Below are 24,211 nucleotides of genomic sequence, written 5' to 3' on the forward strand. Positions count from 1 at the left end.
TCCTGACCGGTCACAGGTGCACCGTTTCGGGGTCGAAGATGGTTCGGGCCGCGGTGTGGGAGAGCACCGCCTGGGTGGGGGCCGGGATGCCGAGGCGGTTCCAGCAGAAGATGACGTGGTGGGCCAGGACTGCGCGGAGCCCGCGTTCCAGTCGGCCGCGGGTGTGGAGGTCGGCCAGCTCGCGCCCGCAGTCCTGGAACGCCTGTGCCCAGGGAGCGAATCCGGCGAAGGCTCCGGTGGTGAAGTGCGGGGCGTGGGGGCCGGGGTCGACGCTCAGCAGGCGGTGTACTTGGTGGTGGATCTTCTCCGTGGGCGGGCGGGTGGTGGGTAGGTGGCGGGTGGCGGACACGCGGTCCCAGACGTCGCCCTGCTCGTAGTGGTCCAGGCCCGCGGAGCGCATCAGGGTGTGGCACAGCAGCAACGACACCTCCTTGCGCCGGTCCGGCCCTCCTTCGGAGGTGGCGAGGAACTCCATGAGGTGGCGGGTGTCGGCGCAGAAGAGGGTGTGGGCGGCTTCCATGGCCGCAGTGCCGCCGAAGGCGCGGGGCTCGGGTTCGTACACGACATGCGTCCACCGGCGCAGGTGCCCGTCGGCGGTGAGACCGTCCAGGAGCTCGGTTACCCGTTCCTGGAGGATGATCTGTTCGGTGGTGTCGTGGGGAAGGTGGATGCGGCACCGCCAGGCGTCCTTGCGCATCACGAACCAGCGGAAGTCGGCCAAGGCGGGGGCCAGGTGGTGGACGCCGGCGTGTTCGGCGGTGGCCGGGTCGGGGAATTCGATGTTGACCTGCAGCCACGCACCGGTGCGAGTGGGGTCGGTCTTCATCGTCGTGTCCTTCCAGGAGGTGGTCAGGCCAGGGCGAGGTAGGCGTCCCAGGGCACGCCGGGCGCGGTGCCGGTGGCGTAGGTGTGCAGGGCCAGCGCGATCCCGGCGCGGCCGTCGAGGAACTCGGGGTCCGGGCTGTGGTGGCCGTCGGGTTCGAGACGGTCGATGAGGGTGAGGGCGATGCGGTCCAGGTCCTGTGTCAGCGGCGCGTCGGGGGCATCGGCGTTGATGCGCCAGGCGCAGTGCAGCAGCCCGGCCCATCCGTGGCAGAGCCCGAGGTCGGTGAGGGTGTCGAGCTGGGAGGCGTCGCGCAGGCAGTCGGCCATCGCCTGCTCGGCCTTTGCCCGGCGGCCGTGGTCGCCCAGGGCGATCCCGGCGAGTTGTTGGGCGCGGGCCAGGCCGGGGGTGCCGTAGCACCAGGAGGGCCGCTGCGCGGTGGAGGGGGCGGTGGAGGGGGCGGTGGTCGGGCCAGTGCTCCACCGTCGGGGGGTGATGTAGTAGGGCCACCACGTCCCTTGCGGGCCGGTGTGGCGCCGGGTGTCGAGGACGTTGAGGATCCGGCCGATGGCGTCGGTGTGCCCGTCGACGGTGACCCCGTGGTGCAGCGCCAGCGACAGTACCGCCAAGGGGGCGGCGATGCCGTGGGCCGTGCCCAGGTTGAGGTGTCCGCCGGGGAAGTCGGGGTCGAGGTGGTTGTGGGGGGACTGCTCGGTCCACCAGCCTGGCCGCTGGTCGGGGTCGTCGGGCAGTGGAAGGGTGAGCCGTGCCAGGTAGGTGAGCGCTTGGGCGGTGATGTCGGCGTCGGGGTGGGTGTGCAGGTGGTAGGCGGCGAGCCCGGTGAGTCCTTGGATGAGGTCGAACTCGGCCAGGGTGGGGAGCTCGTCTCGGTCGAGGCGGGCGTGGGCTTGGTCCAGCCGGTGGAGGGTGAGGCGTGTGGTGGCCTCGTCCAGGCGGGTGCGTGCTCGGGCCAGGTGGGTGGGCGAGGTCGCGGCGATGGTGGTGAGCAGACCCAGGGCGGGGGCTCCGGACCACAGGGTGGCGGTGTCACTGCCGTTGACCGGACCGGACAGGGCGCGGGTGAGCCAGGCCTTGGCGGTGTTCCAGGACCCGTGTCCGGTGCGGGCGGCCTCGATGTGGGCCAGCGCTACGCCTGCGGTGCCGCCGCCCAGGGAGGAGGGGCGTTGGCGCAGGGCCGGTTTGTCGGGCAGGAACCGCACGTGGTCGGGGTCTGTGAGGCTGTCCAGGATCGTCCGGGCAGTGCTGTGCGCCCGGTTCGCGGTGGTGGTGGCGGTGGTCACTGGGGCTCCTTGGTACGGGCGTTCCAGCTCAGAGCGGCGGCCCGTGCCAGTGCCAGGCATGCCCGTTCGGTGGCCGGGTCGGGGCCGAACAGCCGGGTCGAGTGCAGGTGCAGCAGGTCCGGCAGCACTTCCGCGGCGGTGAAGCCGAGGTCGGCGAGGGCCTTGGCGTAGGCGCGGGCTGCTTGGGCACGTTGCTCCCAGGCGTCCCGGATGGGGGCGGGAGGGCCGTCGTGGTCGGGGTCGGTGAGCGTGATCGTGTGCGCTGCCTCGGTGCGGTCGGTGGTGCCTGCGGGTGCGTGGTCGATGAGCCACCGTCGGGCATCCGGTGCGTTTCCGAGAAGGTGGTGGGCGAGGTCGGTCATGCTGGCGGCCGCCCACACGCGCGTGCCTGCCTCGGTCTGGTCGGTGGCGAGTTGGGCGGCGACCGCGCGGGAGTCGGCGACGAACAAGGCCTCGGCGGCCTCCATCGCGGTACCGGGCCCGAACCTTCCGGACTCGGGGGTGTAGGTGTCGTGGACGACGGCGGCGACCTGGCCTTGGGCGCGGAGGTCACGTGTCCAGGCGTGCACGGCCTTGAGTTGTTCGGGGTCCTTGATGTGGACCCGTACGCGCAGGTGAGGATCGGGGTCCCGGTATCGCAGGAACCACCAGGAGAGCGGCGTTCCGGTAGCAGACAACCGGGGAAGCCCCCCGGTGATCAGGGCGGTGGCGTGGTCGGGGTGGCCGTACAGCTTCACCGAGCACCACCCGGCTTCGCCGGGCAGGTGCTCTGGGCTGCGGGGGTGAGCCGATCCGGGGAGGGGCCGGACCGGGCTCGGTGCCTGGTTCGCGGTCACGGTCGCGACGATCTCGTGGGCGCGGCCTCCGATCCAGCCCAGGTCCTGGTCGGTGGACGCCTCGCGTAGGAAGATCCTCCCGGCCTGGACCAGCCCGGTGCGCACCAGGTCCTGGTGGGCGGGCAGGCGCAGATCCACCCGCAGGCGCTGGTCGTTCTCCCCCATCTCCACCTCGTCCGGGACCCGGTGGGTGGTTCGCCACCGGTCCAGGTGGTCGGCCCATTCCTGCCACGGCGCGTGGGGGCCGGGAAGGGTGTGGGCGTCCAACCGCCACCGGGCGGGGGCCAGGACGCATCGCCGCCACCGCACCCGGGGCAGGTAGGGCAGGTGGGTGGCGGCTCCCCAGGAGAAGGGGACGGGAACGGCGGTGAAGGCCCAGGGCAGCTCGGCGAGGAACCGCATCCGGGGGTGGGCGGCGCGGGTGAATTCGAGGGCGTGGAATACGACCGGCTCCACCGGCCGCAGCCCGTGGCGGGTGACCAGGTGCAGGCGGTGAGGGTCGGCGGTGACGGCGAGGTCGTCCAGTCCCAGGGCGTTGGGGTCGGCCGGGTGGTGCTGGCCCAGCGCCAGGCGGGTCGGCAGCACCGTGGGGGTGCGCGCTACCTGGTCGCCGCGCGTGGATGCCGCCGGGCAGGTGAGCTGGGCCAGAATCGCGTCCTGGCGCAGGGTGGGCAGATGCCGGTACAGGTCGATCAAGGGGTCCCGGCCGGAGGGTGGCAGCAGGTCGAGGAATCGGCCCACGGTGGTGCCGGCCCCGCGGGAGGCCCCGGCGACCACGACACGGAAGTCACCGGCGTCGAGGGCTTCCCGGCTGGTGGCGTGAACACGCACCCGCAGTTCGGTGTGCGGCCACACGGTGTCGAGCGGGGTGGCGCCGAGGCGGTCCCGGAGGTGGTCGTCCACCACGACCTCGCCCGTCCCGTCCCAGGTGGCCTGTTGTGCCAGGCCGAGCAGGACGGCGTCGCGTTCGGACAGCGCCTGGGCTGGGGGCGTGGGAAGCCGGGAGCCGTGGAACCCGGTGGGGAGCCCGAGTCCACAGTCGGGGTCGGTCACCTCGGTCACCGGTACCACTGCTCCGATCCCGTAGCGTTCGCAGAATCGCCGGTGGTAGTCGGCCCAGGCGGGAGTGCCCTGGCGGACGGGAGACAGGCGGGCGAGCACTCCGGCGGCGTCCTGGATCTGCCAGGCGACGGTGCGCGGCAGGTCCAGGTCGCTCTCCAGCCGCAGGTCCACGCTGGTCGGGGTGTCCACCGGTGCCACACCGGCGAGTGCGGTGCGGGCGCGGCTCATCGCGGCGGCCCGCACTGCGGGTTCGGGTGCATGGTCGTGGTCCGCGAGGCTCCGTTGCGCGGTCTCCAGGTGGGCGAGGACCGTCGCGGCGTGCGGGTACCGGTCGGCGCCGGCGTCGCGCGCGGCTGCGATGAGGTGCCCCAGCGGGTCGGGGGTGTCCATGGGCGGGTGCAGGCAGGTCAACAGCACCCGGTGACGCACCAGCGTGCCGACCAGGGCACGGACGGCGTCTCCCCGGTCGGGGAACGCCGTGTTCAGCGCGGCCTCCACCTGGGCCCAGGACGTGGGGGTGCGGGCCGTCTCCAGGGCCATGCGCGCGGGGGCGGTCAGCCGCAGCGAGGAACGCCTGCCGTGGTCGGCGCCGGATTCGGGTTGGTGCTCGATGAGGATCCGGCCAGCTCGCACCACAGCGAGGGTGTTGGCGACGACCGACAGGTGGGCGGTGAACTCCGGCTCGCAGGTTTCCAACCGATCGACGGCCGCCGCGGTCCAGGCCGCGCTCACCCGTGCCACCGGCCGGTGGTCGACGCCAACGTTCCCGGATACGGCGGAGGTGAACCGGGTCGGGGCCACCCCGGCGAACGACCCGAACGGCGCGGCCCGGCTCTGGGCGCGCAACACGTACCGGGCGCAGGAGCGGGCCACCCGCGCGAGGTCACGCCCGCTGGCGCCGCCATGGCAGACGTGGTCGATCCGCTGGAAAAGGATGGGGCCGGCGTCGCTGATCGCTGCTCCCAGCACCGGATGGTCGCGCACCTGCCGCAGCCATCCGACCCACGCACTGCGGTGCTCGGGGCTGTCGGCGGGGCCGTCAGGCCACAAGGGGAGGTCGTGGGGGGCGGCGAGCGCGGAAGCGCGCAGCACGCCGCTGGAGTGGGCGGTGAATCGGGGGTGCACGGGCGCTCCTTGAAGAGGGGATGACCCGGCGCCGCTGGCTGCGGCGCCGGGGTTTCAGCGAAGGGCCGTCCTAGGGGCAGGTGGTGGAGCAGGCGCTCTCACACGTGGAGCCGCAGTTGTCCCCGGTCAGGTTGAGCAGGGAGTCGAGCCGAGGGGCGCTCTCGATGACCTCGACGTCCAGGTCGAACCCGTCGGCGTCGACCTGGTGGTGGTCCAGAGACATACTTGTCTTCCTTTCGGGTGGAGGGGCACACCCCGGGGTGGGGTGCGTTCAGGGCCAGGCCAGGACGGTGCGTGTGTGCGGCTTGTCCAAGACCCGGACCCGGTTCGTGGGGAGGTCAGCGTCGGGGGTGCCGCTGGGCCAGACCTCGATGCGGGCCATGGATCCGTCGTGCCGGTCCCAGGCGCGCAGGACGTCGATGTAGTTCTGGGCGGCGTCTTGGCCACGGGGTCCGTAGGCGAACACGCCGATCTCGAACCGGCCATCGCCCAGGGAGCGTTTGGTGCGCACCGCCACGCTCCCGTCGTCGGCGAGCACCACCGGCACGGGCTGGCGGGCCAGGGGCCCGGAAGGCCCGTGCTCGAGGACGTCGCCGGCCACGTGCAGCATCGCGTACCGGTCGGCGTGGGCCGCGGTCCACAGGTGCAGCCGGTCGGGGTACGTGAACTCGATCCCCGGCCAGAACTCCTTGCGAGGGCCGTGCAAGGAGTTCCGCAACGCGGCCACGTCCACGGGCTCCTCTGCGCCGTACAGGGCGATGTCGTCCCCCTGCACGGCGATCCCGCGCTCCTCGTGCGCACCCGCGCCCTGCATGGGCACGAACACGGTGAGGTGGTGATCGGGGCGACTGGCCAGGTGATCGCCGACGCGGTCGAATCCGACGGTGCGGCTCACCCCGCGCAGCCGCATCGGGGTGACCAGGCGGCCGTGGTCGGTGAGCTGGGCGGTCCAGGCCGGCGGCAGGTCCCACGCCCTGACGGTGACGATGATGCGGTCGTAGGGGGCGAACGCCTCCACGCCGTACTCGGCGTCACCGGTCACCACGCGCACATCCTTGTACCCGGCCTCATCCAGATAGCGGCGTGCCCGGTCGGAGACCTCGGGGTCGATGTCGATGGTGGTCACTTCACCGCCGACCCCGACCAATTCGGAGATCAGGGCGGCGTTGTATCCGCCCGAGCCGATCTCCAACACCCGCATGCCCGGTCCGAGCCCGGCCTGGTCGAGCATCATGGCCTGCACCCGCACCGCGGACATCGAACTGGTGATGAGGCCGTCCCCGGTCCGCTGGACGGGTGGCGCGTAGTCGGTCGCATACGCGTCCTCCAGCGACACCTCGGGGACGAACACGTGCCGGGGAACCTTCCTGAGCACATCCGCGACCTCCGCCGAAATCGGCGGCATGCCCCACTCCTCCTGCAGCCGGAGCAGGGTGTCGACCATCTGCCGGCGGATCTTCTCCACCTGCCCGGGGTCGGAGCTCACATCGGTCATGGGCATCTCATTCCTGTGTCGGATGGTCGAGGTCGTGTGCGGCTGTCACGGTGGCCCGAGCGTGTGTCCGCTCCAGCACGAAGATCACATCGGCAGGGCGGGCCGCTGCCGGGGCGGATCCGTGCCCGTGCACCCACCATGCACAGAGCTCCCAAGAAAAGCGATCAGCGCGCTGATAATCTTTATCAGTTCTCTGATAATCACCCCGTTACGGGACATGAGGCCTGATCGGACACCACCAGAAGCGGCGGGGGAACATGGAATTCCCAGATGACATGAATTGCCGATTAGCGGCAGTTCGCACCGCAACCCACGCCTTGGGAGCTCGGCGGCCCAGGGGGTCGCTAGGGTGAGCCGGGCGTGAGATCTACCCGGGTAGAGGCAAGGGGTGTCATGGTGCGGTCTGTGGTGTTCGACGTCGGTGAGACGCTGCTGGACGACACCCGGGAATGGGCACGGTGGGCGGACTGGCTCACCGTCCCCCACCACACGTTCTCCGCCGTGCTCGGCGCGGTCACCGCCCAGGGCCGCAACAACGCCGAGACCTTCCAGTACTTCCGGCCGGGGTTCGATCTGGCCCGGGAGCGGCAGCTGCGGGAGAAGGGCGACTTCGGCACCGGAAGCGACCAACCCCACTGGGACCTGGAAGCAATAGGAGTCAAGTACTCCGACCCGGTCTGGTTGTAGGCCGCGCTCCTGGTGCTGCGGTGCAAGCCGATCTTCCTCAGGACCTGCTACGCCTCATGCGACGGCTCCCTCCGAAGAGGACCCCGAGAGCGCTTCAAGCCACACCGAACCTCCCAAAGACGTCCCTGTTTCTGCGTCGCCACGTTCTTGACTCTCTGCACGCCCGCCTCCGCCGCAGGCGTAAGGGCCGTACAGAGCGGCGTGCTCCACCGATGAACGGGACCCAGGCCTAGGCACCCCGAGGGCCGAATCCCTATCGCTGACCGTATGAACCGGTGGACCCAGGATCAAGGAAGTGGTCACTCCTGGTCAACGACGACCCCGAGAAAACTGAAAAAATGAGGTGACCCGAATTTCGAGCCCCTCGACCGGGACGCCCCGGCGAGCGAAAACCAGCGAGGAACACCTCCCCATGCTCAAGAAGATCATGCCCGCCGCCGCCGTCGCCGCAGCCGTGATGTCCACCGGTCTGGTATCGGCAGCCCCGGCTTCCGCCGCCACGGCCGCAGCGAACATGACGATCTCGACCGGATCAGGGACGATGCAGTTCATCGACGACGGGGACGTCTTCAAAATCTGCGACACCGCCCCCAATGATGGCTCCCCCGTGTTCGGAGCGGTTTTCTACAATTCCTACTGGGACACGTCCGGACACAAGAGGGTAATGACGATCCTGGACAGCAGCGACAGCGGGTGCAACAAAAAGGGATACAACATAGGAAACTCCGGCGTATACACTTTCGTCATCTGCCCAGGAGAGTGGCCGACCAGCGCCTACCAGAACTCCAGGGGCTGCACCCATTCCAGGGAATTCAATGAATAAATAGCGCAGATAAGACTCCTCCGTCCGGCGCGATGCCGTGCGGGGGGCTTTCTGCTTTCCGGGGAGGAGGTCCAACCCGTGGACGGAAGCCCCGGTCCGCAACCGCCGATCCGCCCCGTACCGGACGACCGTGGCCCCGGGCGGTTCCAGCGAAACGGGTCAGGGCGCCCGCCCCCACCGAGGCGGGAACGTAAGGCGCTTGAAAGGCGGGCTTCCTAGACTGCACCCACGAAGCCCGGGCCCGTTGAAGGCAGGGGCCCGGACAGAGAGGGTGGTCCGTGACCGCAACCGAGTTCGACACCGGGACGATCGACGCCGCGGAACGCTACGAACTCTGCCGCGAACTCCTGTCCACAGTCCCCGTCACCCCCATGGAGCTCACCGGCTGCGACCCGGACGGCTTCGGCATGGTCCAGCGCGACCTCCACTTGGGCGAGGTGCGTGTGTGGAACATGGCCTTGCATCCCGCGGTGCTAAAGCGTACCGAGGAATTGATCGACCGCTCCGACCCCGGTACGTACAACCTCTGCTTTCTCCAGCGGGGCCGAATGGTCAACATCCAGAACGCGCAGGAGTCGGCCTACGGGCCCGGGGACCTGCACGTCATCAACACTTCCCGCCCGTTCGAGCTGACCGCGTGGAACGAGGGCGCCCCCGTCGTGTGCACGGGTGTCGAGCTGCCCCACCACCTCCTACCGCTGCCCCGGGCCCACACCCACCGACTCACCGGACGGCGAATGGCCGGCCGGGAGGGAATCGGCGGACTACTGACCGGCATGCTCACAAGCCTGACCGGGGCACCCGGGCCCTACAGCTCCACCGACGAGATGCGCCTGGGGACAGTGGTCGCTGACTTGGCCGCGGCGCTGTTCGCTCAAACCCTGGAGGCCGAAGACGCCTTGGAACCGCGGAGCAGGCGACGCTCCCTGGTCCTGGAGATCCGCGGCTTCGTCCAACGCAACCTGCACGATCCTGAGCTCACTCCAGGGGCCATCGCCGCCGCGCACCACATCTCCGTTGGCTACCTGCACCGCCTCTTCCAGGAGGAGGGGCACACCGTGGCGGCATGGGTGCGGGAACAGCGCCTGGAACGGGCCCGCGGCCTCCTGGCCGACCCAGCACTCGCCCCGGTACCGATCCACCGTGTCGCCGCACGTTGCGGGTTCACCCAGCCCGAAGTGTTCAGCCGGACGTTCCGCCGGACGTTCGGAATGTCACCCAGGGATTACCGGCACGGGAGGAAGTAAGAAGACCGTTTCCCCTGACAGCGCTGATCTCGCTCGTACAGGGTTGGGTTCTCGACTCTGCTTCTTCGGCTCATCTGTGTTGACATGGTCGCGCCAGGGGGAGTCGATGCTGTTCAGATCGAGATGTTGGCACCATGGCCGTGCAGGTGTGGTGTCCGCAGAGAAACCGGCGAACCCGACAAGGATGTGCTTGGCCTGTTTTCAGGTCGCTGGCGTCCACGGCCAAGGGCGAGGGCCTCGATGGCCGCGTAGGCAGTCGATTCTCAGCTGGGCTTCCTTGCGCATGTGCTCTTGTGATGAATGTTGGACGAAATATAGCGTCATACGCAGTTCTCGGATGTCCCGTAGAGTAGAGAAACCGGGCCAGGCCCTGACGTCGTCGCCCCCATACACCTGAACGAAGCTGCGGTAGTCGCTTTCCGAAAGCCACGGCACCGAGTGGGTCTTCATCGCGGTGGATACCAGGTCCCACTCCGGTGGACCGACCGAGCAGCGCTCCAGGTCGAGGAGAAGCGTGCCGTGGGCATGGCGGGCAATGTTGCCGGTCCATGCATCGCCGTGGACCACGGTATGTCTCAGGCCGGCGGGGAGCGTCTTCCACGCCTGTTGCAACTCGGCGAGACGCTCGCGCAACCAGGCCACGTCAGCGTCGCTGAGCCCGGCGGCGTCGTCGATGCGTTGGGGCAGTCGCACGAACGGGTCGAGCCGTCCCAGGTTCAGGTGGTCGGGGACCGGTAAGGCGTGAAGGGTGCGCAGAAGGTGTGCGACGTCCTCAACGGTGCCGGGGCCGTGCTCGGGCAGTTCTTCCCAGAAGGTGATGGCTCGATTGTCGATGATGATGGGCTGGTCGACATCGAGAGGGGTGACGACTGGGAGTCCTTGTGTGGCGAGCCAGCGGGCGATGGCCACTTCTCGGTGTGCGGCACGGGCTTGTCCAGGCCGGGAGATACGGGCGACGAGGCCGGACAGGCTGAGGATGGCGTTCTCGCCCAAGCGGATAGGGCGTGCTTGCTCCGGTGAGCGGGGGATGCCGGCTTGGCGCAGTGCTGGGGCGAGCAGTTGTTGGTATTCGGCCGCGGGGGTCAAGGTCGTGGTCTGCTTTCGATCCGGTCCATGATGAGTCGGCTCAGCTCTGGTGCGGTGTCCGAAGCTGTGGTCGCGAGTTCCCGAAGGTCGTCTTCGGCGCGGCGGGAGCGCACCTGGCCCATGTCATCCAGGGCACGTAAGGCAGTGTCCTGGCCCTGTTCGGTGTCGCTGCGTGTCTGCAAGGAGGCGAGTTTGATGCCGGAGATGGCCCGGGAGCGGCGGTAGGCGTCCGAGTGGCCTTCCACTGCCGACTGGAGGCGGTCGTGGGCCGGTTTCGCGGGGTGCAGGTTCTCCACAGCCAGATCCCAGAGTGCGTGGCCGGTATCTCCTGCGTGCTGGGCGGCATCGTAGTAGGCCATCCATTCCGGAACCTGGGGGCCGCCTTGGGCGGCGAAGGCTTCGTCGGCGTGGGCCACAGCGGTGAGGGTCTGCTGGGTATCGCGGAGTTTGGCGAAGGCGCGCGCTCTGGCAGTCAGGAGCATGGCGACCTCTGGTGGCGAGAGGCGGTCGGAGCGCACCAGAGCGAGCTCGGCGAAGGTCAGGCCGGCTTCGGGGTCGCCGCACCAGATCTCCTGACGGGAGCGGTGCGACAGGACTTTGGCACGTAGGTGCCAGTCGTTCGCCTCCTCGGCTGCGCGGGTGGCGAAGGTGAACATGCGCCGTGCTTCGTCGTGGGCGTAGGCGTCAAAGGCCATGAACCCGCAGACCATGGCGAGCCTAGCCACGGCGGAGAAGGTGTCCTCCCGCAGGGCTGAGGGGATGGTTCGGTCCAGTAGGGAGACGGCCCAGCGCAGGTGTGCGGTGACGGCGGCGCGTACGCCTGCGCCGCCGTAGGTGTGGTCCCAGCTGGAGAAGACGGCGGCGGCTTGGTGGACCTCGTCCAGCTCTCCAGGGGTGACCCGGGTCGTGTCGGTGCCGAACCCGGGCAGGTTGATGAGAGGAGCGGTGATAACGCTGGTGCCAGCCACTTCGAGGAAGTCTCGTCGCTTCACATCTTCCAGCTTCCCCGGTGCGTTCCCGGAGGAGGAGGTGCTACCCGAGGTCGCATCAGTGAAGGCGGACACATCAGCAGATCCAGGCTGCCGAAGAGCCCCCAGACCTTCAAGGGCGGCCTTCACCTTGTCGAGGTGCTTGATGGTCGTCTTGCCCGAGACGATGCCGGACACCGACGGCTGGGAGATGCCAGCCATCCGGGCCAGTGCGGTCTGGGACAGGTCCGTGTGCCGGCGCAGCAACCGGATCAGCTCACTGGGATCCCGATCCCCCACCGCCCGGCGCACCTCGGGCACATCCCAGAACCATGCCGGGATGCACGCACACGACCCCGGCCCCGCCGAGGCGCGCGACCGCCGACAGTACCCGCACACCGGCGCTGGGTGGTGCGTCATCGAAATCCGCCGTTCCGATCATGATCGACATTCAGTATGGACTCTATTGCAACGAACAGGAGCGAGACAGGGCGTTGTTTCAAGCCATGCTTCTTGTTCGCCGTTCGACTGCGGTGGAGAAAGGAGAGGTCCTGCGTGGGGTACTTCGATAAACGGTACTGAGCCGGTCGTTCTCGGCGTAGCGTAGGAGCGTGACCGAAGAGAGCTTGACGCGTGAACGCGCCTTGGGCATCGGCGGCAGGGTCGCTCAGTGTGAGGGATGGCCTGCCCAGGAACTGCGTGTCCTCGGCCCGATCGGTGAGAACGCGAACCTGTTGCTGCCCGACGCCGGGGTTGTTCTGCGCATCTGCTCGCAGACAGGGTTGCTTCGGGCTCGCCGGGAGTTGGCGGTGGCACAGTGGCTCAAGGAGAGCGGAGTACCCGCGGTACGCACTCGATCTGAGGTGCCCCGGCTCGATGACAGCGGATGGGTGATCACCCTCTGGGACTTCGTTCCCCAGACCAGCCCTGGATCCCCTGCTGTGATCGGCGGGGCCTTGCGACGCCTTCATCGCTTGCGCGCTCCCGAGAAGCTGTCCTTGCCCGCCCTGGATCCGTTCGCAGGAATAGACGAGTACATTCATCGGTCAGCCCTCGGAGCACTGGATAAGGAATTCCTACAGGCACATCTGGCGGGCTTGAGGTTCGAAGCCTCCCTTTTGAACTATGCGGTTTCGCCGGGTCCGGTCCACGGTGATGCCCACAGGAAGAACATCGTCCAAAACACCGACGGGCAGGCGGTGGTCTTGGACCTGGAGCGTTTCAGTGTCGGCGCTCGTGAATGGGATCTGGTGGTCGCCGCCGTCTACGAACGGGTGGGGTGGTACACGGCCGAGGAGTACAGGGCCTTCGTGGACGCCTACGGTTGGGATGTACGGGACTGGTCCGGGTTCGAGACCCTGGCCGCGGTCAGGGAGTTGAGGATGACAGCCTGGCTGTGCGCTCGGACCGCCCGGGAACCTCGTTTGCTGCCCGAGGCACGTCGACGGGTCGTTTCTCTGAGGGATCCCTCCTTGTCCAAACGGTGGATGCCGGGGACGTGAAGGGCTCATGACCGAAGGGGCGAGGCGTCGGTGAGGAATTCGTCGAACTCCTGGACGTGCCGGGTGGTGGCGTAGGGTTCGAGTACCTGGTAGTCATGGGGCGGCGGAGCCGATCCGGCATAGCCTGGGGCCTGTGGCCCACACCGAAGATTTCCCCCAGCGTGCCGCTCGCGCTGTCAGCACTGCCGCCCGGGCCCTGGGGGTTCCCGCTTCACGGACTGACAGTCCTCCCGATCTCGTTCGGATGGGAGAGCGAGCGGTGTTCCGTCTCGGCAGTGACGTGATCGCCCGTGTTGAGCGCTCTGCGGACAGGTGGGAGGAAGCCGACCGGGAGGTACGAGCCGCCCGCTGGCTCGCCGAACAGTCCCTTCCAGTGACCCGCCCCTTACCCGGAAAGCAACCCGTCTTGGCCGAGGACCTGGTCGTCACCCTGTGGGAGGCGGTCCAGGGCGAATGGACCCTCCCACGGGAACTGGCCCGGCTGCTGCGCACCCTGCACCATCTCACCCCGCCACCGTCGCTCGGCCTGTCCGCCCTGGACCCCTTCCACCGCGTGGCCGAACGCATCGACACCGCCCCCGGGCTCGACACCGCCCAGCGCGAGCTGCTCCGCGCACACCACCAGGACCTCGCCGCTCGCTGGTCTGCGGTCACACCTGTCCTCGGCGTACGCGTCATCCACGGGGACGCCAACATCGGCAATGTCCTGGCCACCTCCCAGGGGGTTGTGCTCTTCGACCTGGACGGCATCTGCTGGGGCCCACCCGAATGGGATCTGGTCCTGACCGCCCTGTACCGAGACCTGGGCTGGCACAGCGACACCGAGTACGCCGACTTCTGCGACGTCTACGGGTTCGACGTCACCTCCTGGGACGGCTACCCCTTTTACAAGCAGGTCAGGGAGTTGCGGATGACCACCTGGCTCGCCCAGAAGGGTGGAGAGAGCCCCGAGATCGACGCCGAGATCGCTCGGCGGATCGCCGACCTCGCCGACCCCCGCCGCCCCCGCACCTGGAATCCCTACTGACCTGGAGATCCCAGAGCCTTCACAGTCCCAGCCTGGCGGAGGAACCGGTCCGCTTCCGGCTGCCCCTGATAGGAGCGCACGCTGTCGATGAACGTGTCCAGGTATCCCGCGCACCTGGCCGAGGACGTCACCCGCACCTGCGGTACCACAGCGGCACCCAGGTGGCAGGCCTCCTCAACCTCGCCCTGCCCGAGCATGGCGGACGCCAGCACGAGCCGGGTGAAGACCCGGCTGCGCGCGTACTCCTGCCCGGAGGACGCGGTCAGGCTCTGCTCGGCCGACCGTCGAGCGGTACGGGTTTCCCCCAGGTCCTGGTGGCAGTGGGCCACTTCATCGGCGTACTCCGCCTGGTCGAAGTACCCGATCCACGACGGATCGGCACTGGGGTCGCGCCGGTTGAACGCCTGCTCGGCGTGGCCCATCGCCCGAGAACACGCGCCCTTGTCCCCCAGGGATGCATGTGTCCCCCAGGGATGCATGGGCGCGCGCCTCCATCATCAGGAACTGCGCCCGCAGGGTCGCCGTCGCCCGCTCCCCGGCTCCGGTCAACGCCGCCCGTGCCAGGTCGCGTGCTTCGGTGTAGGAACCTATGTAGTTGGCCTGGTGGCTCATCGCCGACAGCACACTGGCTCCCAGCAGGCGGTCTTCAGCATGGTCCGCCAGATCCAAGGCCTGTACGAAGTAGCGTCGGGCCATGCCGTTGCGCTGGGCATCGTAGGACATCCACGCCAGCGCGAGCACGAACTCCGCAGACGCCGCGAACACTGAGCGCTCGGTGCTGCTCGGGTAGGACCTGCGCAGCAGCGGAACCACCGTGCCGCTGAGGTACTGCGTGGCTGCTATCCGGGCATGGTCGCCGCCGAAGCGGTTGTCCAGGCTCGCGAACGCAGCCGCAGCAGCCTGGATAGCCGCTGCGGGACCTTCCTCGCCCCGGAGTTCCTCGGAACCGGAGGAGGGTTCGGATACCAGCCACGACAGTACGGCCGAACTGATTGCCGAATAGGGCGGTTGTTCCTCGGCCCCGGGGACTTCCTCCAGATCCAGGCGGGTCACTCGTTCAAGGACTGACGCGGTCTGCTGCCCGGAGCCGTTCAGCCCCAGGCCGAGTTCGGATGGGAAGCGTTCAGTGAAGGTGGACACATCAGCAGATGCCAACCGCTGGAAGGCACCCAGGCCCTTGAGGGCGGCCTTCACCTTGTCGAGGTGCTTGATGGTCGTCTTGCCCGAGATGATGCCGGACACCGACGGCTGGGAGATGCCGGCCATGAGCGCCAGTGCGGTCTGGGACAGGTCCGTGTGCCGGCGCAGCAACCGGATCAGCTCACTGGGATCCCGCTCCTCCACCGCCCGGCGCACCTCGGGCACGTCCCAGAACCATGCCGGGATGCACGCACACGACCCAGGCCCCTCCGAGGCGCGCGACCGCCGACAGTACCCGCAGGCCCGGTCCTCGGGTGGGGTGATCATCGGGAGGTCCAGGAGGCTGCGGGGTCGTCCAGGGTGGCGAGTCTGCGGGTGAGCTGGGTCTGGGCGGCCTGGTCGCCACGGTCCGCGGCGCGGACGTAGGACCCCAGGGTGTGAAGGTCCCGGATGCGGATCAGGACGTCCAGACCGGGCCAGGTGGACAGGTCGTAGCCGTAGGCGGCGGCGAACGCGTCCATCTCGGCGCGGGTGCGACCGAACCGGCGGTGCCCCTGCCAGAGGTTGGCGAGGTCGAGGACGCGGGGGCCGAGCACCGCCTCGTCCCAGTCGCCCAGCACCGGCCGGTCCCCGTCGAACAGGATGTTCCCCAGCCAGGCGTCTCCGTGGATCAGCCCCACCCCGAGGGGGAAGTCCAGCTCGTGGTAGGCGTCGAGCAGGTCGTCGATGCGCCCGGACAGCTCGGCCACAACACCTGGAGCCAGGGTGGTGGTGTGGTGCAGGGTGTGGCGCAGGGAACTCAGTGGAGCGGCCGCGGGGAGGTGGATCTCCGCCGGGGGCGGTCCGGCCTGGTGCAGGGCCGCGAGTGTGCTGCCTAGGTCCGCGGGCGCGGGATGGGTGCCGGCGGGTTGGGGGTAGTACCGCCACAGGGTGGCCACGCTGGTGTCCTCGATAAGGACGCGGTCCAGGAGGGGTTCGGTGACCGGGACTCCGCGGGTGTGCAGCCAGCGGGTCAGGGCCACGGAGCGTTCGGCGGCCTGGTGGTGGCGCAGGCCGCTCACCCGCACGATGGCCCCGGCTCGGGGCAGGTGCCAGACCTGGGTGCCGTGGTGGCGGACCAGGACTGCGGTGGCCGGGTCGGCGCCCAGGGTGTGGGCGGCCTCGGTCAGGACGGCGGGAGCGGATGTCAGGGGGGCGCTCATGGTCCCCACGGTAGCCGCAACGCGGTCAGCCGGTCGGTGATCTCCCGTTTCCGGCTCGGGGCGATGGGGGCGTTCAACGCCAGCTCGGCGCAGGCGTGCAGGGCGGGACGCAGCTGGTGGATGCGGTCGCTCGCAGGGATCCGAGCGACCTGCTCCAGAGCGGTGTGGGCGGCGTCGGTGTCGCCACACAGCAGGTGGGCGGAGACCAGGTCGATGCGGGCCAGGGCGAGGTCGCCGTAGCTGCGTTGGATCGCCGGACCGGCCTCGTAGGCGGTGATCGCCCCGTGGGCGTGGGTGGTGGCGCGGTCGCCGTCGCCCAGCAGGACGGCGGTGGCGGCGATGTAGTAGTCGCGCTTGGGGTCGGGGAACGCGAAGATGCCACCCAGGCGTCGGGAGAGGTCGTCGGTGTCGGCGGGCTGGGCCTGGTGGTCTACGAGCCGGTCCAGTCCCGCGCGGGCGGTGTGCCTGTCGTGGCGGCGGGCGGCGGCGCGGGCGGTGATGGCGGTCAGGCGTGCCCACGCCTGGGGGCTGGGGGCATGGCCGGGCAGGGCAAGGGTGTCGGTGCCGGTGGCGGGGTGCCAGTCGCCGATGAGGGCGCGGGTGCCGATGATCCAGCCGGGCAGGTGGGGGTGTTCGGTGAAGTCCGCGCACCGCGCGGCGCGCTCCAGGTGGGCCAGGGCTGCGGCGGGGTTGCCGCCGTCGTGGGCGGCGTAGGCCAGCAGGAGCTCGCAGGCGCCGACGATGACCAGCAGGTCGTGTGCATGGCGGGGGCGGGCTCCGGAACGGTAGTGCTCCAGTGCTCCGGTGCGCAGGGTGTTCAGGCGGGGCAGCAGCGGGGCGCAGGGCCGGCTGACGTAGGCGGCCGACAGGGCCGCGAGCTCCTGTTCCATGCCGGCCAGGGTCGCGCGGTCGGTGCCGTCGCGCAGAATGGCCTCCAAGTCGTCGGGGTCGTCTTCTGCGCAGGGTATTGACGAGGGGCGGGCCGGTTCGGGAGCTCCGAGGCCGCGCAGGGCCTGCTGGTGACGGTCGCGGGAGATCAGCCGGCCGCCGGAGATGATGGCGCTGACCATGCCCTGGGACAGGCCGACCATTCTGGCGATCGCGGTCTGGCTGAGCCGGGTCTCGCGCCGCAGGAGGCGGATGGTCTCGGCGGCATCACCCGCGCTGACCGCCGCGCGGACATCGTCCAGGTCCCAGAACACCTCGGGAACGCATGTGCAGCGACGTGCGGCCCGGTCGCGCCCGCAGTTCGCACAATGACCCATTCGCTTCTCCTCCATTCGCGCAAAGAATCACGCATCAAACGAGCGAACGGAAGGGATATCAGCATACTGATAACATTTATCAGCGCACTGATGATTTCCATCAGGGTGCTGATGGAAATTATCAGAGTTATTCTTGAACCTCATTTCCCGGTGCGCCCATGATGGAGGCATGAACACGATCGACCCCCGCGATACGGCACCTGTGGGCAGCCTGGCAGGCGATGATCCTGCGGCTACCGTTCACGAACAGATCCGCACCCTGCACACCGATCACGGCTTCGACGTGGTGATCTTCGCCAGCGACGGCCGGGTCGTGGACGCCAGTCCTGCTTTGTCCCGTGAGGCGATCGAGCGGTGCGGGGCGATCGGATACGCGTTGAAGAACCTCTCCCGGGCTTATGCGGAAATGGGGTTGAAAAAGGACGTTCCGCTCACGGTGGAGCGTTTGGTCGTCCGCTTCAATGACGGGGCGTTGGTCCTGTTGCCGGCCACCGACGACATGTGGGTGGCCGGGGTGGTCCCCAAACGGGGGCTGTCCGATGCGGGATCTGTTCTGGCCCGTTTCGCCGACCGTGTCGCCCCGCTGCTGCCCGCGGGGACCGATACGGCCCTGCACACGCTGCCTCCTGTCCTGAGTGGGGGGCGCTGATGTCCTCTGCCACGAGGATCCCCGTACCCCCGTACACGCCGAAGAAGGTCCTGCTGCCGCCCCTGGGAGAGCACACCCTGGTGCGGCCCCTGGGCGATGCGCCCTTCGAAGTGGGCGACACCGTGGGCGAGCGCGCCCTGACGGTGTGGCTCCTCCTCTACCACCTGGACCGCGAAGGCGCAGCGCCGCTGACGATCATGGAGATCGCCACCCGGCTGCGCATGAGCCGGGGGGTCACGATCCTGCTGGTCTCGGAACTCCTGCGCCACCACCGGGCCCGGGTCAGCCGCCAGCAGCTCCGGGGTGTGTTCGACCCCCGCGACGAGGTCCGCGACTCCTGGGGGCGCTCCTCACACTGTGATGCGTCCCTGCGCTCGTCCAAGGTGATCGTGCTGGGCACCCCTGAGCACCGGGGCGCGGAGTTCCTGGGCACCTGCTCGGCCATCACCCCCATCACCCACGTGGAGACGCTCTACACCTCCGCCGCCACGACCCAGGCGCACGCCGATACGCCGGTGTCGGTGCAGCTGTCCATGGGGCGGGTCCCCGTGGGAACCACCAACCTCCACCTGCTCGGGCTCCCCGACGTGCACCTGTTCGACGCGCTGTGGCCCAGCGTGGTGCGCGATGCCTGCGGCGCCCTGGTCGTGACCGGGCCCGAGGACCTGGACCAGGCGCAGACGGCCCTGGACCTGCTCTCGGAACACGTGCTGCCCGTCCAGATCGTTCTGGACCACGTGCCCGGCGACCCCGACCCGGAGGCCGTGGCACACCGGTTCGGTGTGCCCGAGAGCCAGGTGACCCTGTGCGACGTGCGGTCGGTGCCCGCCACCCGCGCCGCGCTGGGCGACGTGATCAACCAGCGCACGGCCCGCCGTGTGTGACCCCCACCTCCGACCTGGGAGCTGAAATCGTGAAGGTTCTGATCGTCGGTGCCGGGCTGACCGGGATCGTGCTCGCCCACCGCCTCCTCGTCCGGGGCGCGGACGTCACCGTGGCCACGTCCCTGTCCTCCGAAGAGCTGCGCCGGGGTCCCGCTCAGATGACCCAGCTGACGCTGCCCACCGCCCTGGGCCTGGAGCGCACGCTGGACCTCGACTTCTGGGAGAAGGAGGACCACTTCTTTCAAACCGTCTCCATGATCACCAGGCTCCGGGACGGCGCCGAGTTCGGGTTCACCGGCAACCTGGGCGCGGCAGGGGCGGCGGTGGAACCCCGTGTCAAGCTCCCCGATCTGCTGGAGTGCTTCGAGGACCGCGGTGGCAAGGTCACCATCAGCGGCATCACCCTGTCGGACCTGACCGTGTTCACCCGCCTGTTCGACGCGGTCCTCATCACCGTCGGTGCGGGTGAACTGGGTCGGTTGTTCCCCGCCGACCCCTCCCGGCCGCTGGCCGCTGAGCGGCAGGTCGTCTCCCAGGTGTACCTGCGGGACTTCCCCGAAGTCGCCGGTGCCGAGGTGGAGGTGTACTCGGTCGCCACCGGCGCGGCCTCCAGCAGCGAGGTGTACGTGGTGCCGATCCTGACCTCGGCCGGAATCGCGCACTCGGTGATGGTCACCGCCCGCCCGGGCGAGGACAACCCGCTGGACCTGAGTGCCTACGGCCGCCGCGGCAACGTGTACGCCCTACTCGCTGAACGGCTGCCCCGGCTCCTGCCGGAGCTGGGTGAGCGGTTCAACTCCGCCACGCTGTCCGATCCCCGCGACACCCTGCTGACCACGGTCACCCCGGTCGTGCGCACCCCGGTCGCCCGCGTGGGCACCGGCTTCGTCGTCGGCGTCGGCGACACGGTCGTGACCACCGAGCCCCGCACCGGACAGGGCTGGTCGCTGTCCACCAAAAGCGCCTGTTTCACCGCCGACCGCATGGTCGAGCACTACAACCAGCACGGCGGCTTCGACGAGGCGTTCTTCACCGACACCTTCACCACCTTGTGGAACGAGCACATCCGCCACACCGCGTCGTTCTCGCACCTGGTCAACGCCGTCCACACCGGCAACGTCCCCCCGGAGCTGATGGCGGCGATGGCCACGGCCGCCACCGACCAGAGGTTCGCCAACGCCTGGGTGCGCGGCTTCGACGACCCCGCCGAGCTCTCCCGCATGCTCCCCATGGCCTGACACCCCGCCCTCTTACCCCCTTCTTCGATGCAGGCGACAACGCCGAAGCGAGGTCACCCATGCCCGAGAACACACCCCGTACCGATGCCTCCTGGGTGTCATCCCCCAACCCCACCCTGTACAGCCCCCGCAACCTGGCCCGGTACAAGCGGCTCGTCGGCGAGCTGTCCCACACCTACGCCTGGCGCATCGACAACACCGCCCTGGCCGGCCTGTACGCCGAGCACGTGAGCGCCCGCCACCTGGAGATCGGTCCCGCCGACGCCGAGATGCTGGCCACCACCCCACCGCCCGCTCCCCCGGAGCAGTGGCGCGTCGACGTACTCGACATCAACACCGCGCCCCTGGCCCACGCGCAGCAGCGGCTCTCGGGGCGGGCGCAGGTCACCGCCCACCTGCACGACATCCTGGCCGCCCCCTGGCCCGGCCTGTCGCGGACGTTCACCTCCATCGCGATGGGCAACGTCCTGCACTGCGTACCCGGGGCCGGGTTCACCGCCAAGGCCACCGCGTTCAACGGGCTCGTTGACGCGCTCACCGACGACGGTGTCGCCTTCGGCTACACCCTGCTGGGCGCGGGCGACCCCGACGCCGACCACAACCTGCCGGCCCGCCTCCTGATGCGCGCCTACAACAAGCCGGGCCGCAACACCTTCCACAACCGCGGTGACCGGCTGGTGGATCTGGAGCGGCAGCTGAACCTGCGCTTCGCCCAGGTCGATGTACGGGTGATGCACAGTGCGGCGGTGTTCGTGGTGCGGGGGCCGATCCGATGAGCACGCACACGGTCTCCGTGGTGGGGATGGGGGTGCGCCTGCCCGGCCATATCACCACCCCCGACGAGCTCGCCCAGGCCCTGGCCGGGCACCGCATCGTCGTCGGTCCCCTGACCGAGGAGCGGTGGGAACGGCTGGTCGCCGAGGTCCACCCCGACCAGCGTCCCCGCTGGCGGTGGCACGGCGGCACCCTCACCGACCACGACTGGGGCCTGGACCGGTGGCACTTCGGGATCAGCGCCGACGAGGCCGAGCAGATGGACCCCCAACAACGCCTGGCCCTGGAGTTGGTGTGGGAGGCGCTCGCCGACGCCGGGATCCGCCCTTCCTCACTGGCCGCCACCGACACCGGCGTCTACGCCGGCGCCGCGGGGGTCGACCATGCCGGCCGGGTGTTCGCCCCCGGGGTGCGCACCACCCCGCACACCGGGCAGAGCGGCGCCCTGTCGATCATCGCCAACCGCGTCTCCTACCACCTGGGCGTGCACGGGCCCAGCTTCGTCGTGGACTCGGCGTGCTCGGCCTCCGCCGTGGCCCTGCACCTGGCGGCGCGGGACCTGGCCGACGGGACGGTGGACACCGCGGTCGTCCTAGGCGTCAACAGCCTGGACTCGGCCGCCATCAACGCCTACTTCCACCAGGTCGACGGGGTGATGGCCCCCGACGGGGTGTGCTCCCCGTTCAGCCGAGCGGCGCACGGGTACGTGCGCTCCGAGGGCGGCGGCGCCCTCATCCTGCGCCGCACCACCGACCTCACCCCCGGCACCAGGGAATGGGTACGCCTGTTGGGCAGCGCCGTGACCCACGACGGCCGCACCTCGCACCTGATCGCCCCCAACGGCCACGCGCAGGCCAAGGCCATCACCCGCGCCCTGGCAGCGGCAGGCCTGTCCCCCGACCAGGTCGGCGCGGTCCTCGGGCACGCCACCGGTACCGCAGCCGGGGACGCCCAGGAGCTGCGCGGGGTGGCCGAGGCCTACCGCACCCGGGACCGGGAGCAACCGCTTCTGCTCACCTCAGTCAAACCCGGTCTCGGCCACACCGAGGCCGTCTCCGGGGTCGTCAACGTGATGTGCGCGGCGGTCGGAGCCCGCGCGGGACGCATCTGGCCCACCCTGAACCACACCGACCCGGTCGCCCTGGTGGGCAACCGCCGCATCACCGTCCCCACCCGGGCCGTGGACTGGCCCACCGGCACCGACGGGACCCCTGCGGCGGTGGGGGTGTCGGCGTTCGGGTTCGGCGGCACCAACGCCCACCTCATCCTCGCCCCCGCCCCCGAACCACAACCCGCCAGCAAGAGGGCACCAGCGGCACCGGTGGTGATTCCGCTGTCCGGGCACACCCGCCAGGTCCTCAACCGCACCGCCGCCCGGTGGTCCTCCGCCGTGGCCGCGCTCGAGGACCTGGCGCCGGTCGGTGCGGCCGCGCTGTGGGGCCGCGACCACGACCCGCGCCACCGCGCCGCCGTGGTGGCCCGTACCCCCGGCGAGGCGGCCGAGGCCCTGCACGCGATCGCCAGCGGGCTTCCCCACCAGAACATCCTGGGCCCCCTGGCCGCCCACGGCCCGCGTGAGCGGCTGGTGGGGGTGTTCTCCGGGCACGGCACCCACCACCAGCACATGGCCGTCGAACTCGCCGCCACCACACCCGTCTTCGCCGCCGCCGTGGACCGCGGCCGGGCCGCCCTGCAACCCTTCGTGGACGGGCCCGTGTGGGCTCCCGGTGCACCATTGGAGGGGTTCGAGCAGATCCAGCACGCCGGGTGGCTGGTCCAGGTCGCCCTGGCCGACACCCTCACCACCTGGGGCATCGCCCCTGATGTGTGGGTGGGGCACTCGGCCGGGGAGGTCGCCGCCGCCTACGCCTCAGGAGCTCTCACCCTGGAGCAGTCCGCGCGGGTCATCGCGGCCCGCAGCCGCCTACTCGCGACCCTGTCCGGGAAGGGCGGCATGCTCGCCGTGGCCCTAGCCGCCGACCAGGCGGAGGCGGTGGCGGCCGAGCACGGCGTGGACGTGGCCGTGGTCAACAGCCCCCGGGTGAGCGTGCTCTCCGGTACCACTGCCGACCTCGCGGCAGCGGCTGTGGCCCTGGAGCGGGTGGGAGTGTGGGCCAAGGCGATCCGCGACGTGGTGCCCGCCCACAGCCCCGCGGTCATCCCGCTCCAAGAGGCACTGCGCCAGGAACTGGACACCCTGGAGCCCAACGCACCGACGGCTCTGATGGTCTCCACCAGCACCGGAGCACCCGCCACCGGCCTCGGCGCCGACTACTGGGCCTACCAGCTGCGCGCCCGGGTACGCTTCGCCGACGTCATCGGCCGCCTCACCGAGGGGCAGCCCACCGGCGTGGTGGAGGTCGGAGCTCGGGCCGTGCTGGCCGGCCACATCACCGATACCGCCCCGGGCACCCCGGTGGCCACCGCCACCACCGACCCCGACGAACTCTTCCGTGCCGTCGCCGGCCTGTACGTGCACGGCCACACCCCCACCGGCCCCTCTTCCCCTGGTGAAGAACGCGCCGAGCTGCCCCCGGCCGTCTGGCAGCGCACCGGCGCCGAGGACCGCACCTACGTGGACCTTCCCGCCACGGCCACCTGGACGGCCCAGGACCACGGCTGTGTCACCGGCCTGGTGCTGGCCCTGGCCACCCGCACCATCGGCACCGCCCCCGGCTCGGTGGACGTGTCCTGGGCCGAAGCCGGCGTGACCTCTCTGGACCTGGTCGGTGTGCTCGCCCACCTGCGCACCGCACACCCGGCCTGGGCCAACGAGTCCGTTACCGACCTGGCCGCAGACGCGACCATCGCGGCCACCGTGGACCGCCTCACCGCCCTGCTGCCACGGACGGAGGCGACCGTGCCCGCCTCGTAACGACCTGGACCCACGCCCGCGGTTCGTTGCCCTTGCGAACGGGAGAACGCGGGCGTTCCCGGCGCCGCCCCTCCTTCCCTCCCGGGTGGTGCCCGGTGTCCCCGCCCCGACTCCCATCCGGGTATCCGCCCCGGCCCCGGGGCGGGGACGCCCCCACTCACCTGCCGTCTGGCAAGCGATCTGAGGCCTATGAGCCACCCAC

The 24,211-nt window shown here is 69.9% G+C and carries 21 protein-coding genes; 10 read left to right on the top strand and 11 right to left on the bottom strand.

Translation table 11 applies throughout. From position 1 onward, the window contains the following. Positions 1–10: 10 nt before the first annotated feature. The 5 genes from K1J57_RS28445 to fxlM all read right to left on the bottom strand — a co-directional run bounded on the left by K1J57_RS28445 (position 11) and on the right by fxlM (position 6,642). Positions 11–826 (bottom strand): thiopeptide-type bacteriocin biosynthesis protein, encoded by an 816-nt coding sequence (locus K1J57_RS28445; protein ID WP_255646654.1) that lies wholly within the window; start codon positions 824–826, stop codon positions 11–13. Between the two features lie 23 nt (positions 827–849). Next, positions 850–2,124, bottom strand: coding sequence for a lanthionine synthetase C family protein (locus K1J57_RS28450; RefSeq protein ID WP_220561789.1), 1,275 nt, complete (start codon positions 2,122–2,124; stop codon positions 850–852). Then, entirely contained in the window at positions 2,121–5,147 is a 3,027-nt protein-coding gene (locus K1J57_RS28455) for a lantibiotic dehydratase (protein WP_220561790.1), read from the bottom strand. The genes K1J57_RS28450 and K1J57_RS28455 overlap by 4 nt, the downstream gene beginning before the upstream one ends. 70 nt (positions 5,148–5,217) lie before the next feature. After that, entirely contained in the window at positions 5,218–5,370 is a 153-nt protein-coding gene (locus K1J57_RS28460; protein WP_220561791.1) for an FxLD family lanthipeptide, read from the bottom strand. A 48-nt stretch (positions 5,371–5,418) separates the two neighbouring features. Next, entirely contained in the window at positions 5,419–6,642 is a 1,224-nt protein-coding gene (gene fxlM / locus K1J57_RS28465) for a methyltransferase, FxLD system (protein WP_255646655.1), read from the bottom strand. Positions 6,643–7,047: 405 nt separating this feature from the next. On the opposite strand from fxlM, the gene K1J57_RS28470 reads away from it, so the two are divergent. The 3 genes from K1J57_RS28470 to K1J57_RS28480 all read left to right on the top strand — a co-directional run bounded on the left by K1J57_RS28470 (position 7,048) and on the right by K1J57_RS28480 (position 9,399). After that, positions 7,048–7,329: a hypothetical protein gene (locus tag K1J57_RS28470; protein WP_255646656.1), complete on the top strand. Its 282-nt coding sequence runs from the start codon at positions 7,048–7,050 to the stop codon at positions 7,327–7,329. A gap of 412 nt (positions 7,330–7,741) precedes the next feature. Continuing rightward, entirely contained in the window at positions 7,742–8,152 is a 411-nt protein-coding gene (locus K1J57_RS28475) for a hypothetical protein (RefSeq protein ID WP_220561792.1), read from the top strand. A 278-nt stretch (positions 8,153–8,430) separates the two neighbouring features. Next, positions 8,431–9,399 carry an AraC family transcriptional regulator gene (locus K1J57_RS28480; protein ID WP_220561793.1) on the top strand — a complete coding sequence of 323 codons (969 nt, stop codon included), beginning with the start codon at positions 8,431–8,433 and terminating at the stop codon, positions 9,397–9,399. Between the two features lie 201 nt (positions 9,400–9,600). Here the strand turns inward: K1J57_RS28480 and K1J57_RS28485 are convergent, their stop codons facing one another. Beyond that, the gene (locus tag K1J57_RS28485) at positions 9,601–10,485 is read right to left on the bottom strand and encodes a phosphotransferase family protein (RefSeq protein WP_220561794.1); all 885 of its coding nucleotides are present in this window, start codon (positions 10,483–10,485) and stop codon (positions 9,601–9,603) included. Continuing rightward, positions 10,482–11,774 (bottom strand): helix-turn-helix domain-containing protein, encoded by a 1,293-nt coding sequence (locus K1J57_RS28490; RefSeq protein ID WP_220561795.1) that lies wholly within the window; start codon positions 11,772–11,774, stop codon positions 10,482–10,484. Before K1J57_RS28490 ends, K1J57_RS28485 begins: the two co-directional genes overlap by 4 nt. 290 nt (positions 11,775–12,064) lie before the next feature. On the opposite strand from K1J57_RS28490, the gene K1J57_RS28495 reads away from it, so the two are divergent. Together K1J57_RS28495 and K1J57_RS28500 are read left to right on the top strand one after the other, a co-directional pair. Further along, positions 12,065–12,955: a phosphotransferase enzyme family protein gene (locus K1J57_RS28495; protein ID WP_220561796.1), complete on the top strand. Its 891-nt coding sequence runs from the start codon at positions 12,065–12,067 to the stop codon at positions 12,953–12,955. A gap of 244 nt (positions 12,956–13,199) precedes the next feature. Continuing rightward, entirely contained in the window at positions 13,200–13,982 is a 783-nt protein-coding gene (locus K1J57_RS28500) for a phosphotransferase enzyme family protein (protein ID WP_255646657.1), read from the top strand. Here K1J57_RS28500 and K1J57_RS33790 read toward each other — a convergent pair. The 4 genes from K1J57_RS33790 to K1J57_RS28515 all read right to left on the bottom strand — a co-directional run bounded on the left by K1J57_RS33790 (position 13,976) and on the right by K1J57_RS28515 (position 17,526). Next, on the bottom strand, positions 13,976–14,311 hold the full coding sequence (locus K1J57_RS33790) for a hypothetical protein (RefSeq protein WP_255646658.1): 336 nt from the start codon (positions 14,309–14,311) through the stop codon (positions 13,976–13,978). The genes K1J57_RS28500 and K1J57_RS33790 overlap by 7 nt on opposite strands. Position 14,312: 1 nt before the next feature. Further along, positions 14,313–15,347, bottom strand: coding sequence for a helix-turn-helix transcriptional regulator (locus K1J57_RS28505; RefSeq protein ID WP_255646659.1), 1,035 nt, complete (start codon positions 15,345–15,347; stop codon positions 14,313–14,315). A gap of 98 nt (positions 15,348–15,445) precedes the next feature. Continuing rightward, positions 15,446–16,324 carry a phosphotransferase enzyme family protein gene (locus K1J57_RS28510; protein ID WP_220561798.1) on the bottom strand — a complete coding sequence of 293 codons (879 nt, stop codon included), beginning with the start codon at positions 16,322–16,324 and terminating at the stop codon, positions 15,446–15,448. After that, on the bottom strand, positions 16,321–17,526 hold the full coding sequence (locus K1J57_RS28515; RefSeq protein WP_220561799.1) for a helix-turn-helix transcriptional regulator: 1,206 nt from the start codon (positions 17,524–17,526) through the stop codon (positions 16,321–16,323). Before K1J57_RS28515 ends, K1J57_RS28510 begins: the two co-directional genes overlap by 4 nt. 232 nt (positions 17,527–17,758) lie before the next feature. On the opposite strand from K1J57_RS28515, the gene K1J57_RS28520 reads away from it, so the two are divergent. The 5 genes from K1J57_RS28520 to K1J57_RS28540 are packed head-to-tail and all read left to right on the top strand — an operon-like array spanning position 17,759 to position 24,009. Further along, complete coding sequence (locus K1J57_RS28520) at positions 17,759–18,238, top strand: hypothetical protein (RefSeq protein WP_220561800.1); 480 nt, start codon at positions 17,759–17,761, stop codon at positions 18,236–18,238. Continuing rightward, complete coding sequence (locus tag K1J57_RS28525; protein WP_220561801.1) at positions 18,238–19,122, top strand: hypothetical protein; 885 nt, start codon at positions 18,238–18,240, stop codon at positions 19,120–19,122. The genes K1J57_RS28520 and K1J57_RS28525 overlap by 1 nt, the downstream gene beginning before the upstream one ends. A 29-nt stretch (positions 19,123–19,151) precedes the next feature. Continuing rightward, positions 19,152–20,360: a styrene monooxygenase/indole monooxygenase family protein gene (locus K1J57_RS28530; protein ID WP_220561802.1), complete on the top strand. Its 1,209-nt coding sequence runs from the start codon at positions 19,152–19,154 to the stop codon at positions 20,358–20,360. A gap of 59 nt (positions 20,361–20,419) precedes the next feature. Beyond that, positions 20,420–21,136 carry a class I SAM-dependent methyltransferase gene (locus K1J57_RS28535; protein ID WP_220561803.1) on the top strand — a complete coding sequence of 239 codons (717 nt, stop codon included), beginning with the start codon at positions 20,420–20,422 and terminating at the stop codon, positions 21,134–21,136. Beyond that, positions 21,133–24,009: a type I polyketide synthase gene (locus K1J57_RS28540; RefSeq protein WP_220561804.1), complete on the top strand. Its 2,877-nt coding sequence runs from the start codon at positions 21,133–21,135 to the stop codon at positions 24,007–24,009. The genes K1J57_RS28535 and K1J57_RS28540 overlap by 4 nt, the downstream gene beginning before the upstream one ends. The last annotated feature ends 202 nt before the right edge of the window (positions 24,010–24,211 follow it).

The organism is Nocardiopsis sp. MT53 (assembly GCF_019598965.1).
Lineage (GTDB): Bacteria > Actinomycetota > Actinomycetes > Streptosporangiales > Streptosporangiaceae > Nocardiopsis > Nocardiopsis changdeensis.